The following is a 12,650-nucleotide window of genomic DNA, read 5'->3' on the forward strand; positions in this document are numbered from 1 at the left end:
GCAATCTGGCGTCGAGAGTGGAAGCAGTGGCGGCATCGGCTTCGCACTCCGTCAACGCGCGCGCCGACGCAGTCGCGTGGCGCTGGTCCAGCTTCGAGCAACTGCCAGTCGCGCACCTCTACGCGGCGATCAGCCTGCGGGAAAGCATCTTTGTCGTCGAACAGAATGTGCCTTATCTCGACGCGGACGGACGCGACCCGCATTGCCGTCATTTAACCGGCTTCGTCGATGGCCGGCTCGTTGCGTACGCGCGCGTGTTGCCGAAGGATCTGTTCGAGCCGGGCTTTTTTAGCTTCGGCAGAGTCGTGGTACATCCGGAGCATCGTCATGCCGGTATCGGCCGCGAACTTGTCACGCTCGCGCTCGCACATCTTGATGAAGTTCGCGGCAATACCCCTGTCAAGATATCGTCGCAATTCTATCTGAGGGAGTTTTATCAGTCGTTCGGTTTCGCGCCGCAGGGCGAACCGTACATCGAAGACCGGATCCTGCACATTGGAATGGTTCGCGGGCACTCTTCTCCCGGAGGGCGTCCATGAAAACGGTGGCCGCTATGCTTGGTAGAGCGCGGCTGCGCGTCAGCTCGCGGGTCTATCCCTGGCTTGCCGCAGCCTGGCCCATCGCGATCGTCTGGTCGCGCGCGGCCGCGTCCGCCGAGGCCGCGCTAGCGGCAAGCTTCGGCCTTGCCGCTAGCGCGTCACTACTGCCGGCTGTTGCAGTCAAAATGATTCGCACCGAGGACGCTATCGGGTTACGTTTCGCGCGCGTCACGCCTGGCCGGCTCGCGAGGCTGGCGCTGCACGCGCCTGTCGTACTGGTCGTGGCGACCCTGGTTGGCACAGCGACGGGGCAGCGCTTACTCGACGCCATGACCTTCGTCATCGCGACCGCCGCTTCGGCGGCTCTGCAATCTCTTGCATTCCGGTTTGCGTACCACGGACGCGGCGAGCGGACGAGCAACCTCGTTCTTGCGCTTGCCGTGGCGGCATGGCTCGTCGCCAGCGTCGTCGTCGAACCGGCCGTGCGATATCTCGCGGTGACCGGTGCGGCCGTCTATTTAGCGGACCTGCTCGTCGGCGCGCTCGCCGATCTTCGTTCGTTCTGGTTTCCACGCGCAGGCGTCGGCGTGTTTTTCGGCTCGTTTAATCCCGTGCACAACTCGCATCTGCGGATGATCCGCGACGCACTGGACGGGCGTCGTTTGGACACGATCTATGTGCATTGCACGACCGTGCCGAAACTGCATCGGCAGGCGCTCGAACGCGGAGAGATAGCGATGTCGCGCGAGGCCGGCATGCGCATCTATTCGAAAACCTCGTCTGCGGATCCTGGCAAGAACTACTTTCCGACGGGCAATCGCTTTTACGATTACGAAGTCCGCAGGGAACTGCTCAGGGCGGCATGCGGCGATGCCGGCCTCGCGCAACGCGTCGAAGTGCTGGATCTGCCGGACATCTACGACAAGGAAGGTTTCGTCGGCGTGTTGCGCGAGGTCCGCAGACGGCATCGAGGTCAGCCGTTGCATGGCTTGCATGGCAGCGATACGGGCGGCATGTGGGTCAGGAACCTGTTCGACGATTGCGGCTGGGTCTTTCCGTGCGCAGTCGTGCGCACCGACGGCGTGTCGGCCACAGCGATTCGCAGCGGCGCGACGGGCCTGACCTCGGAAACAGTCGAGCGGTTTCTTGTCGCGACTGGCTCGGGACAGGACTTCGTGTTCGCATCCGGATATTGCTTCGAGCACGTCCGCAATCCGGATCGCGATGTCCGTGTGACAGGCGATTGTCCCGCCGCATCTACCACGATGGAGTGACGCATGCAAGCCAATGTTGATATCGCCATCGTAGGAGCCGGCCCGTTCGGGCTGTCGATCGCCGCTCACCTGCGCGGCAGCGGCAAGTCGTTGCGGATATTCGGCACGCCAATGCAGATCTGGCGCAGACACATGCCCAAGGGGATGATGCTCAAGTCCGCTGGTTTTTCGTCGACGATCTGCGATCCGGGCCGAACCTTCACGCTGCGCCACTACTGCGAACAACAGGGCATTCCATATCACGAAGTCGGACTACCAGTGCAATTAGATACGTTCTCGGCATATGGGCTGGCGTTCCAGCAACGTTTCGCGCCCGGTCTGGAAGATGTGCCGGTCGAAACGATCGACGCGTGCGCGGAGGGTTTTGCGCTGCAACTGGCGAACGGCGGCTCATTCAGCGCGCGCAAGGTCGTGCTGGCCGTAGGCATCGACCATTTCCGTCATATTCCCGATGTGCTCGCGCATCTGCCGTCCGAGCGCCTGTCACACAGCGGCGAGCATCGCGAACTGGAGCGGTTTCGCGGACAGCGCGTGCTCGTGCTTGGCGCGGGCGCGTCCGCATTCGATCTCGCGGTATTGCTAGAGGATGCCGGTGCGACGGTCCAGCTGATCGCGCGGCGTTCAGCCGTCAGATTCAACTACGACGAGCCGCTAAACCGTCCCTTGCTCAAGCGCGTTTCGATGCCGATGTCCGGCGTCGGTCCGGGCTGGAAGCAGCGTACTTGCACCGACATATGGCCGTGGCTATACCGCTATTTCCCTGACGAGCGCCGGCTGCGGACCGTGCGGGAATTTCTCGGCCCCTCGGTCGGATGGTTCATGCGCGAACGGGCGGAGGCCGTCTCCCAACTGCTTGGCTTTGAAATCGAAGCGGCTCGCGCTGACGGAAACCAGGTGGAGTTGGAATTGCGAGGCCAGGATGGCAAGCGCCGCGTCGTAAGCGGCGACCACCTGATCGCGGCGACCGGCTACCGCAGCGATGCGCGCCGCCTGCCGTTTCTCGCGCCACGGATCGTCGACCGGCTCGCATTAATTGGATCGACGCCTCGTCTCTCCGCGCATTTCGAATCGTCCGTGCGCGGTCTGTATTTCGTCGGGCCGGTGTCGGCGACCAGCTTCGGCCCGGTCATGCGCTTCGCCTTCGGCGCCGTCTTCACGTCGCCGAGAATTGCGCGGCATCTCGCCGCCTGATGCCCGCGCCGAGAGGTAGCGATAAACAGCAGGTATCAGATACACAACCAGCGTGCAGCAACCACTCAACCGACGTCCAGAACGGAGAAACCGGATGCTCTCTGAAGAAGCGTTGCAGGACTGGCGCAGCGACGCGCTGCAACTGGAAGCGGCCGTCGCGCAGGCGGTCATCGGGCAGCAGCAGGTGATACGCCTGATCACCGTCGCGTTGTTCGCGCGCGGACATGTGCTGCTCGAAGGCGACGTGGGCGTCGGCAAGACCACGCTGCTGCGTGCTTTTGCGCGGGCGATCGGCGGCGAGTTCGAACGCGTCGAGGGAACGATCGACCTGATGCCTGGCGATCTCGTCTACCACACCTACGTGGACGCCGAAGGCGCGCCGCGCATCGACCCCGGCCCGTTGCTGCGTCATGGCGAGCGGCTCACGACGTTCTTCTTCAACGAGATCAACCGCGCGCGGCCGCAGGTGCAATCGCTGCTGCTGCGCGCGATGGCCGAGCGGTCGGTATCCGCATTCAATCGCGAACATCACTTTCCGCACATGACGGTATTCGCCGATCGCAACAAGGTCGAAAAGGAGGAAACCTTCGAACTGGCGTCCGCCGCGCGCGACCGCTTCATGTTCGAACTGAACATGCCGACGCCCGCGGACCCCGCCATTCGCAGCCGGCTCGTTTTCGACCCGCTGTTTCACGACGTCGACACGGTGCTTGAACAGTTGCCCGCCGGCATGCTGTCGTGGCGTGAGCTGAATGCGGTGGCCGCGTCGATCCAGCGTCATGTGCGCGCAAGCGAGACGATCGAGCGATACGTGCTGCAACTCTGGGAGGCCACCGAAAAACCCGCGCAATACGACATCCGGCTCGGCGACGTCGATATCGACCGGCTGATACTCGCAGGCGCCAGTCCGCGCGGAATGAGCGCGCTGCTGCGCGCGGCGCGCGTGGTCGCGTGGCTGGCCGAACGCGCCTATCTGATTCCCGAGGACATCCATGCGGTGCTGCCGGCCGCGCTCGGCCATCGCGTGTTTTTTACACCGATCTACGAACTGCGCCGTGCGGAACTGGCCGACGCGTTGGTGCAGGCGATCATGCGCCGCGTCGCCGCGCCATGATGCCGATCGACACGGCGCGAGCGACGCGATGAGTGCGATCCACGAATTCCATTACCGGATGCCATCCCGGACAGGCGGATATCGCCCCGGCTCGCATCACGGTTCGAGCGTGGGCGGCGGCCAGGCTTTTGCCACGCACGCGCGGCTTTTCGACCATCCCGATCCGCGGCGTCTCGATCTGCGCGCGAGTCTGCGGCACGTTGGCCGCGACTGGCTGGTTCGGATGCAGCGGCAACGCACGGCCGTCACCGTGCATGCGGTCGTCGACGTATCGGCATCGATGTCGTTCGGTTCGCGCCGGGCGAAGCTCGAGGTCGTCGGCGACTTTGTCGATTCACTGGGACGCAGCGCGTTTCGGGTCGGCGATGCGGTCGGCCTGCTTGCGTTCGATACCGGTTTGCGCGACGACCTGATGTTGCCCGCGCGCCATCATCGCGGCGCCGGCGCCGCGATGCGTGCGATGCTGTCCGAAGGCGGCCGGCCGGCACTGCGCCGCGAGGGCGACGGCGCGACCGGTTTGCGTCGCGCGGCCGAAAGGCTCAGCGGACGCCAGGGACTCGTGTTTGTCGTATCGGATTTCCACTGGCCACTCGACACGCTGCGCGCATCGTTCGATCTATTGATGCCGGCCCTGCTGGTACCGATCGTCGTGTGGGATCCGTTCGAACTCGAAGCACCGCAAGAGAACGCGCTAATGATGATGCGCGACGCCGAATCGAACGGGCGGCGCACGTTATGGATGCGCCCGGCGCTACGTGCACAGTGGCGTAATGCGGTCGCACAGCGACGCGCGCGGATCGATGCGCTGTGCACCGCGCATGGCGTGCGGCCTTTTTACCTGACCGGTCCGTTCGATCCGCAGGCGCTGTCGCGTTACTTTCTGGAGTTGACGGCATGACGCGGCGAGTTTCCTTCTTGCGGCCACAGGTGGGCGACCGCGTGTCGCTGACGACGCGCGTCGCCGCGCTTCTCTGTATGTTCGCCTCAGCGTGCTTTTCATACGGCGCCCTTGCCCAGCAAAACGTAATCGCGGCGACAGCTCAGCCGCGCAGCTTCGGTTATCTGCTCGGCGATGTGATTTCGCAGCGTGTCCTGCTTCGCGCGAACGACCGTCCGTTTGAACCGGCGACACTGCCGCCGCTCGAACGCACCGGCGCGTGGCTCGAGCGGCGCGCGGCGAAGGTCGAAACGGATGCCGGCGGCGAGCGCTGGCTGGTGCTTGAGTATCAAGTCATCAACGCGCCGCAGACCCTCACCGCGATCACTCTGCCTGCCTTGATGCTGCGAGCCCCCGTCGCTTCGAGCCCGGCGTTGGCGGTCGCCGCGTGGCCGGTCAGCGTCGCGCCGCTGACGCCGCGCAGCGCGTTCGCGCAGGGTTCGCTGCAGGACATGCAGCCCGACCGTCAACCCTCACCGTTGCCGATCGCCCCGCTGCGCCAGCGCCTGATCGCGTCGCTGGCGGTGTTGGCTTTCGTTGCATGTGCGTGGCTTGGGTGGTGGCTGTGGCGCAATCGCCGCGATGCGGGCCGCTTGCCGTTCGCCCGCGCGTGCCGCGCGCTGGAGCGCCTCGACGCGGTGCAGGTCGACCGCGAACCCGACGCGTGGGTGTCCGTGCATCGCGCACTGAACGAGGCCGCCGGACAGGCGCTTCACGCAGGAACGTTGGGCGCGCTGTTCGTCCGCGCACCGTATTTGAGCCCATTGCGCGAGCGGCTCGAACGCTTCTACGCACAGTCGGGCGAGCGGTTCTTCGCAGTTTCGCCGACGCACGAGCCGTATCGGCTTCTCGAACTGGCCCGGGAGCTTCGGCTTGCCGAAAGGCGTCATCACCGATGACCGCCATGCTCGCATTTTCGTCGCCGTGGATGCTGGCGTTGCTGCCGCTCGCGCTGCTGCCGTTATGGCCCCGGCGCAGCGACACACTGATGTTTTCGCACGTCGACTGGCTGCCGCGCGACCGGCTCGGGCATGCCGCCGGCATCGCACTGAAGGCGATTGCGGTCGCGACGATGGCGCTGATCGTGATCGGACTTGCCGATCCACAGCGGCCGGAGCGGCAAGTGGCGCGGATTGCGCGCGGCGCGGAAATCGTCGTGCTGATGGACCGCAGTTCGAGCATGGACGCGATCATCCCGCCTGCCGGCGTCAAGGCCGCAGGTGCATTATCGGAAGGCATGTCGAAGAACCACGCCGCGCGTGAGGTGCTGACGAAGTTCATCGACAAACGCAACGACGACCGCGTTGCGTTCATGATGTTCGGCACGAGCCCATTGCTCGTCATGCCGCTCACTCGCGACAAACAGGCGATCGAGAGTGCGGTGGCGAGTACCGGCATCGGCCGGGGCATGCCGGATACGCGGCTCGACCGTGGGCTGCTGGCGGCCGTCGGTCAGTTCGACCAGCGCGATTACAACGGCAATCGCGTGATCGTGCTGGTCTCCGACGGCGGTGCGCGACTCGACGCCGCGATGCGCGAACGCATCGCGGCGAGTCTCACGCGCAATCGCATCACGCTTTATTTCATTTACATTCGCAGCAGCGCGAACAGCGCGGATCTGAATGCGATCAAGCCGGGCGACGAGTCGTCCGAGGAGGCCGCACTGCATCGGTACTTCCAGTCGCTGAAAACGCCGTACCGCCTCTATCAGACGGATGACTCCGGCGCGTTGGCGGCTGCGATGGCCGACATCGACGCGCAGCAGCACTTCCCCGTGTCGTATCTGGAGCGCGTGCCCGCTGGCAGTCATGGCTCGCTGTGCTTCGGGGTCGCGCTCGCGGGCTGTGCCTTGCTGGTCGGGTTGCGCTTCGCGGTATTGAGGAGCTGGTCATGAAGCGACGCACGGTTCATGCGGGCTTTGCGGCGCTTGCGCTGTGCTGCGCGGCGTTGGCCGGCTATCAGGGCTGGCGTCTCGTGGATGCGCTGCGCGGCAACGCGGCGGTGTTGCGCGCCGCGACGGCTGCGCGCAGCGTCACCGGCGCGGGAATCGACCGGACCGCGCGAGTGCGGCTCGCACAGGCCGTCGCGTTGTCGAAAACGGGAGAACACGATGCGGCGTCGAAGCTCTACAACGGTCTGATCGATCGCGCGCATCTCGACGAGACCGGGCGCACGGCGTTGTTCGATCTCGCCAACATGTACCTGCGTGAGGCGATCGCGGCGGGGACCGCGAACCCGCTCGCTTCCGCGCCGCTGATCGAACTCGCCAAGAACCGTTATCGCGAACTGCTGCGCGCCTATCCGGCGGACTGGGACGCGCGCTACAACCTCGAGCGCGCGCTCTGGCTGCAACCGGAGACCACCGAAGCGTTCGGCGACGGCCATGAGCCCCCGGCGTATCGGCGCGCGCTGACCGTGCCGGACGTCGTGTTGGGGGATCTGCCGTGAAAGACGCGATGGGGAAAGCGATAAAGCCGGCCGTGCCGCGCGTGTTCGGCTACCGGCAATACGCACTGGTTGCCGCGCTTGCCCTGCTCGCCGCCGCGTTGTGGATGCCGAAGATTACGTTGATGCGCGAACGCTTCGACTACGTCGTCACGTTCGACATCACGCAAAGCATGAACGTCGAAGATGTGACGCTAAACGGTGTGCGTACGAGCCGTCTTGCGTATGCGCGCGCGGCGATGCGCGATGCGCTGCGGCGGATGCCGTGCGGATCGCGCATCGGCTGGAGCGTGTTCACGGATGCGCGCGCGCTGCTGCTGTTGCCGCCGGTCGAGGTATGCGAACACTACGACGCGCTGCTCGCGTCCCTCGACGGCATCGACGGCCGCATGCGCTGGGCGAACGCGAGCCGCATCGCCAATGGCGGCCTTTATTCGGCGATACGGCAGGCGAAGCAGATCGGCGACCACACAGCGGTGGTGTTCGTAACCGACGGTCAGGAGGCGCCGCCGCGTCCGCCGTCCGAAACATCGCTGCCGGGCATCACGACGGGCGACGTGGGCGGCTGGCTGATCGGTGTCGGCGGCGAGCGGCCCGCACCGATTCCCAGAACCGGCAACGACGGTCGCCCGGCGGGCTTCTGGCTCGCCAGCGAGGTAGTCCAAACGACGGCGGTGTCCCCCGCACGGCCTGGCGCGCCCGCTGCCGTGAGCCGGGAAGAGTTGTCGCAGGTGCGCGAAGCGTATCTGCAAACACTGTCCGGCCAGATTGGCTTCGGCTATCGCCGGCTGTGGACGCCCGCCGCGCTCGGCGACGCCCTGCTCGACTCGCGCTTTGCGCAACGCGCGCCGATCGCCGTTGATCTGCGCTGGTGCGCCGCCGTGGCCGCGTTGCTGATGCTGGCGATCACGTTCATGCCGGAGATTCGCGTGCCGCGCGCGGCGAGGATCGGGCAAGCCGGCGCCCGCCGACTCGCGACAGCGGTCACCGCTTCGAAGACCGGACGAGCGGTCATGGTTTCACGCAACGATGCCTATTCAGCCGTACACCGGCCGTTCCAGTCCGGTTTCATCGAGGAAAGACACGATGAATGACACCGCCATCCCCGTTATCGATATCGGTGCGCTGCGGCGCCTGGACCCAGCCGGCAGCCGGCGGATTGCCGCGCAACTGGGACGCGCGTGCCGTGAGACCGGGTTCTTCTGTATCGTCAATCACGGCGTGCCGGAGGCCGCGATCGATGCCGTGTTCGAGCACGCGGAGACTTTCTTTGCCCTATCGGTCGAAGAAAAAATGAAACTGTCGCTTGAACGGCATAGCCGGTGCTTCCGCGGCTATGCCCCGCTGCTGTCGGAACTGGCGGACGGCAAACGCAATCCGTATGAGCTGATGGAGTTCAGTGTCGAATTCGCGCCAAACCATCCCGATGTCGTGTCCGGCAAGCCAATGCATGGACCGAACCTCTGGCCGGCGCTCCCCGGCTATCGCGAGGCGTTGACATGCTATATCGGCCATATGGTCGGGCTCGGTTTCGATCTGATGCGAGGCATCGCGTTGAGCCTCGATTTGCAGGAAGATTTTTTCCGGCTCGCGTTCAATGACCGCCCCTTCTGGCAGTTTCGCACCGCGCATTACCCGGCCCCCAAGGATCTGCCGCAAATAGCTTCGATTCCTGCGTCAGCAGAAAAGCTCGCACAAACAGAGATTGGGGACTATAGCTGCGGTGCGCATACCGACTACGGCTGTCTGACGATGTTGCTTGCAGACAGCCCAGGGCTCGAAATTCAGACGCGCGATGGGTGCTGGACCAGCGCACCGACACTGCCCGGCGCATATGTTTGCAATATCGGCGACATGCTCCAGTATTGGACCGGAGGCCGTTATGTGGCGACGCGCCATCGTGTGAATACCGCATGCGAGCGCCTCTCACTGCCGTTCTTCTTCCAGCCCGACTACGAGACCCTCGTCGTACCGCTCGGCCAGGTTAGGGGCGCTTCCAATAATGCTTCCGCGCCGCTGCAATATGGGCCCTATGCCTTCCGGAAATACCAGGAGATTTATCCGGGGGCGAGACTCCGGTAGCTGGCTGTGCGGCCGCCTTTATCCCGGTCTCCACGCTTTCCCGCGTCCGTTCGGTTATCTCGAACCGCATCGGTCGCCGCTGTGCGACGAAAGACCGACGCCCTGATCGACCGGCTTCATTCGCCCGCACCCGAATCGCAAACGAGTTGCGCTTTCAAGAGCGCATCGAGCCAGTCGGCGAACACCTGAACCCTGCGCGACAGATGTTGCCGATGCGGATAGAGCAGGTTCATCGGCATTGGCGCAGCCCGGTATTCGGGCATCACCTCGATCAGTTCGCCCGCACGCAGATGCTGTTGCACGTCATAGGCAGGAATCTGGATCAAGCCAAGTCCTGCAAGGCAGCATGCGATATACGCCTCCGCGCTGTTGACGGTCACGCGGCCCTGGGTTGTCAACGTTCTGACAGTCTCGCCATCGAGCCATTCCCAGGGCGCGATACGCCCGCTCGTTGGCGACGCATAGTGAACGACCTGTTGGGTTGTCATGTCGCCGGGGGTGCAAGGCGTACCGTGCTGGGACAGATAGAGGGGGCTCGCAACATTGATGAGTGGCAGATCGCCCATCGGACGCGCGATCATGCCGGACTCGTGCGGCTTGCCCACGCGCAGCACGCAGTCGACGCGTTCTTCGATGAGGTCGATCGTGCGATCGGTCAGGCTGAGCGTGATGTCGATTTTCGGATAGGAGACGAGGAATCCCGGCAGTGCGGGTGCGATGATCAACCGGCCTATACGGCCTGGCACGTCGATGCGCAAGACGCCGCCCGGCCCCACCGATGTCTGCCGAAACAGGTTCTCGGTCTCCTCTACATCGGCGATCAGGCGAAGACAGCGTTCATAGAGCGCCGCGCCGTCCTGTGTCGGCGACACCTTGCGCGTTGTCCGATGCAGCAAGCGGGCGCCGATCCGTCCTTCCAGTTCCTGGATCGCCGCGGAAACCGACGAGCGGGGCAAGCCGAGCGTGTCCGCCGCGCGCGTGAAGTTCGCACATTCGACGACGCGCGCGAAGACGCGAAACAGGTCAATACGATCCACGTTCGCTCCCACCTTCGCGAGCGCGCGGCTCGCCGTCGTATCGAGCTTTCCGCAGGGGATGCAGTCCATCGGTCCGGCACGCGCGCGCGCCGCCGGTCTCACTCATCGTCATGTGCAGGCACGCCCTTCCACTGTTCGACTTTTCTGACCAGTGATGTCAGAAACAGTAGGTTTAAATGATTTTCCTGGAATATATCATCGAGCAGGATGAGAGGCTGCATAGGGCGGCTTCGGCACTGGGGGATGAAACATGGCAGACCACAGCATCAAAGGCAAAACCGTCGTCATTGCGGGCGGGGCGAAAAATCTCGGTGGGCTGATTGCACGGAATCTCGCCGCGCAGGGCGCCAGGGCAGTGGCGATCCACTACAACAGCGCGAGCTCGAAAGCCGCGGCGGACGAGACACTTGCCGCGATCGAGTCGGCGGGTGCCACGGCAGTCGCTTTCCAGGCCGATCTGACCTCGGCCGGCGCGGTCGAGAAGCTGTTTTCGGATGTCGTCGCCGCCGTCGGCCGCCCCGATATTGCAATCAACACGGTAGGCAAGGTGTTGAAAAAGCCGTTCGTCGATATCACCGAGGCCGAATACGATGAAATGACGGCGGTGAATTCCAAGTCTGCGTTCTTCTTTCTCAGAGAGGCAGGCAAGCACGTCAACGATAATGGCAAGATCGTCACGCTCGTCACGTCGCTGCTTGGCGCGTTCACCCCGTTTTACGCGGCCTATGCGGGCACCAAGGCGCCGGTCGAACATTTCACACGCGCGGCGGCCAAGGAATTCGGCGCGCGCGGTATCTCCGTAACGGCCGTCGGCCCCGGGCCCATGGACACGCCGTTCTTCTATCCCGCCGAAGGTGCGGACGCGGTGGCTTACCACAAGTCGGCCGCCGCACTCTCGCCGTTCTCCTCGACTGGTTTGACCGACATCGGGGATGTGGTGCCCTTCATCCGCCATCTGGTCAGCGACGGGTGGTGGATCAACGGGCAAACCATTCTGATCAACGGCGGTTACACGACCAAGTAAGTGGGCGAATGGAATCCCTCACCCTCTCTTTCTGACGCCGTCTCAGCCCGGCTTCTGCCACTTCCGCGCGGCCGTGCTGAAGAGCTGGTTGATTTCGTTGCCGCTCACCGCGTCTTTCGTGTAACTGAACGTGCCGTGATCGCGCATCTCGTGCGCCGCGCGCAGAAACGCGCCCAGCGCGGCACGAGCGAGCGAGCCGCCCACGCTCACGCGGCGCACGCCTAGCGCCCGCAACTCGTCGAAACTGAGCAGCACGCCTTGCAGTCCCATCAACACATTCACCGGCCGCTCGAGCGCGCCCACCACGGCGGCGATCTCTTCGCGCGTCTTCAGACCCGGCGCGTAAAGCACGTCCGCGCCGGCTTGCTGGTAAGCCTGCAAACGCCGGATCGTATCGTCGAGGTCGGGGCGGCCCACCAGATAGTTTTCCGAGCGGGCCGTGAGCGTGAACGGAAACGGCAGCGCGCGAGCCGCGACCACCGCGGCGCGCACGCGCTCCACGGCGGCCTCGAACGGGTAGACCGGTTCGTCGGCTCGGCCGGTCGCGTCCTCGATCGAGCCGCCGACCACCCCTGCCGCCGCCGCTTGCGCGATGGTTTCGGCGCAGTCCTCGGGGGCGTCGCCGAAACCGTTTTCCAGATCGGCGCTGACCGGCAGAGCGGTGGCGCCGGCGATTTCGCCGAGGTGCACCATCATCTGCGCGCGGCCGATGGCGTTATCCGGCAAGCCGCGCGAAAACGCATAGCCCGCGCTGCTGGTGGCGAGCGCCTTGAAGCCGGCCAGCGCGAGCAGCCGCGCGCTGCCGATGTCCCACGGGTTCGGGATGATGAAGGCTTCGCCGGCTGTGTGATACGAACGGAAGAGCTGAGCTTTTTCTGATTGCGTTGTCATCTGCGGTTCCATGAAAGACCGACCCGGCCCGGCGCATGATCGCGGCGCACTGGCGGATCGTTGAGATTGCCGGTCAACGGGTAAAAGCCGGCGGCGGGTTTCGCCCCGCGCGCCGG

General features: G+C 64.6%; 13 protein-coding genes. 11 read left to right on the forward strand and 2 right to left on the reverse strand.

The annotated features are described in order from the left end of the window. Positions 1 to 17 precede the first annotated feature (17 nt). The 10 genes from BUE39_RS17530 (at position 18) to BUE39_RS17575 (ending at position 9,582) form a co-directional block, all read left to right on the forward strand. Entirely contained in the window at positions 18 to 539 is a 522-nt protein-coding gene (locus tag BUE39_RS17530; protein ID WP_159442575.1) for a GNAT family N-acetyltransferase, read from the forward strand. Then, positions 536 to 1,813, forward strand: coding sequence for a nucleotidyl transferase family protein (locus BUE39_RS17535; RefSeq protein ID WP_073429984.1), 1,278 nt, complete (start codon positions 536 to 538; stop codon positions 1,811 to 1,813). Before BUE39_RS17530 ends, BUE39_RS17535 begins: the two co-directional genes overlap by 4 nt. A gap of 3 nt (positions 1,814 to 1,816) precedes the next feature. Further along, positions 1,817 to 3,004 (forward strand): NAD(P)-binding domain-containing protein, encoded by a 1,188-nt coding sequence (locus BUE39_RS17540; RefSeq protein ID WP_073429985.1) that lies wholly within the window; start codon positions 1,817 to 1,819, stop codon positions 3,002 to 3,004. A gap of 94 nt (positions 3,005 to 3,098) precedes the next feature. Next, positions 3,099 to 4,118 (forward strand): AAA family ATPase, encoded by a 1,020-nt coding sequence (locus BUE39_RS17545; RefSeq protein ID WP_073429986.1) that lies wholly within the window; start codon positions 3,099 to 3,101, stop codon positions 4,116 to 4,118. 28 nt (positions 4,119 to 4,146) lie between these two features. Further along, positions 4,147 to 5,016: a DUF58 domain-containing protein gene (locus BUE39_RS17550; protein ID WP_073429987.1), complete on the forward strand. Its 870-nt coding sequence runs from the start codon at positions 4,147 to 4,149 to the stop codon at positions 5,014 to 5,016. Next, positions 5,013 to 5,954 carry a calcium incorporation protein MxaA gene (locus BUE39_RS17555; protein WP_143031982.1) on the forward strand — a complete coding sequence of 314 codons (942 nt, stop codon included), beginning with the start codon at positions 5,013 to 5,015 and terminating at the stop codon, positions 5,952 to 5,954. Before BUE39_RS17550 ends, BUE39_RS17555 begins: the two co-directional genes overlap by 4 nt. Then, the gene (locus tag BUE39_RS17560) at positions 5,951 to 6,949 is read left to right on the forward strand and encodes a vWA domain-containing protein (RefSeq protein ID WP_073429988.1); all 999 of its coding nucleotides are present in this window, start codon (positions 5,951 to 5,953) and stop codon (positions 6,947 to 6,949) included. The genes BUE39_RS17555 and BUE39_RS17560 overlap by 4 nt, the downstream gene beginning before the upstream one ends. Beyond that, positions 6,946 to 7,503 carry a hypothetical protein gene (locus tag BUE39_RS17565; protein WP_073429989.1) on the forward strand — a complete coding sequence of 186 codons (558 nt, stop codon included), beginning with the start codon at positions 6,946 to 6,948 and terminating at the stop codon, positions 7,501 to 7,503. The genes BUE39_RS17560 and BUE39_RS17565 overlap by 4 nt, the downstream gene beginning before the upstream one ends. A gap of 8 nt (positions 7,504 to 7,511) precedes the next feature. Beyond that, positions 7,512 to 8,594 (forward strand): vWA domain-containing protein, encoded by a 1,083-nt coding sequence (locus BUE39_RS17570; RefSeq protein ID WP_227470941.1) that lies wholly within the window; start codon positions 7,512 to 7,514, stop codon positions 8,592 to 8,594. Then, positions 8,587 to 9,582, forward strand: coding sequence for an isopenicillin N synthase family dioxygenase (locus tag BUE39_RS17575; protein WP_073429990.1), 996 nt, complete (start codon positions 8,587 to 8,589; stop codon positions 9,580 to 9,582). The genes BUE39_RS17570 and BUE39_RS17575 overlap by 8 nt, the downstream gene beginning before the upstream one ends. Positions 9,583 to 9,698: 116 nt before the next feature. On the opposite strand, the gene BUE39_RS17580 is transcribed toward BUE39_RS17575, so the two are convergent. Further along, on the reverse strand, positions 9,699 to 10,619 hold the full coding sequence (locus BUE39_RS17580) for a LysR family transcriptional regulator (RefSeq protein ID WP_073430022.1): 921 nt from the start codon (positions 10,617 to 10,619) through the stop codon (positions 9,699 to 9,701). A gap of 250 nt (positions 10,620 to 10,869) precedes the next feature. On the opposite strand from BUE39_RS17580, the gene BUE39_RS17585 reads away from it, so the two are divergent. After that, the gene (locus tag BUE39_RS17585; RefSeq protein ID WP_073429991.1) at positions 10,870 to 11,643 is read left to right on the forward strand and encodes an SDR family oxidoreductase; all 774 of its coding nucleotides are present in this window, start codon (positions 10,870 to 10,872) and stop codon (positions 11,641 to 11,643) included. A gap of 42 nt (positions 11,644 to 11,685) precedes the next feature. Here BUE39_RS17585 and BUE39_RS17590 read toward each other — a convergent pair whose 3' ends face one another. Next, a complete protein-coding gene (locus tag BUE39_RS17590) occupies positions 11,686 to 12,534 on the reverse strand; it encodes an isocitrate lyase/PEP mutase family protein (protein WP_073429992.1) in 849 nt (282 codons plus the stop codon). Positions 12,535 to 12,650 lie beyond the last annotated feature (116 nt).

It is taken from the genome of Paraburkholderia terricola, from assembly GCF_900142195.1.
Classification (GTDB): Bacteria; Pseudomonadota; Gammaproteobacteria; order Burkholderiales; family Burkholderiaceae; genus Paraburkholderia; species Paraburkholderia terricola.

Bases quoted from the DNA above. Each gene is read 5' to 3' on its own strand.
- BUE39_RS17570 (WP_227470941.1), top strand. From the start codon at position 7,512: ATGGGGAAAGCGATAAAGCCGGCCGTGCCGCGCGTGTTCGGCTACCGG.
- BUE39_RS17540 (WP_073429985.1), top strand. From the start codon at position 1,817: ATGCAAGCCAATGTTGATATCGCCATCGTAGGAGCCGGCCCGTTCGGG.
- BUE39_RS17585 (WP_073429991.1), top strand. From the start codon at position 10,870: ATGGCAGACCACAGCATCAAAGGCAAAACCGTCGTCATTGCGGGCGGG.
- BUE39_RS17550 (WP_073429987.1), top strand. From the start codon at position 4,147: ATGAGTGCGATCCACGAATTCCATTACCGGATGCCATCCCGGACAGGC.
- BUE39_RS17545 (WP_073429986.1), top strand. From the start codon at position 3,099: ATGCTCTCTGAAGAAGCGTTGCAGGACTGGCGCAGCGACGCGCTGCAA.
- BUE39_RS17555 (WP_143031982.1), top strand. From the start codon at position 5,013: ATGACGCGGCGAGTTTCCTTCTTGCGGCCACAGGTGGGCGACCGCGTG.
- BUE39_RS17560 (WP_073429988.1), top strand. From the start codon at position 5,951: ATGACCGCCATGCTCGCATTTTCGTCGCCGTGGATGCTGGCGTTGCTG.
- BUE39_RS17535 (WP_073429984.1), top strand. From the start codon at position 536: ATGAAAACGGTGGCCGCTATGCTTGGTAGAGCGCGGCTGCGCGTCAGC.
- BUE39_RS17565 (WP_073429989.1), top strand. From the start codon at position 6,946: ATGAAGCGACGCACGGTTCATGCGGGCTTTGCGGCGCTTGCGCTGTGC.
- BUE39_RS17575 (WP_073429990.1), top strand. From the start codon at position 8,587: ATGAATGACACCGCCATCCCCGTTATCGATATCGGTGCGCTGCGGCGC.
- BUE39_RS17590 (WP_073429992.1), bottom strand. From the start codon at position 12,534: ATGACAACGCAATCAGAAAAAGCTCAGCTCTTCCGTTCGTATCACACA.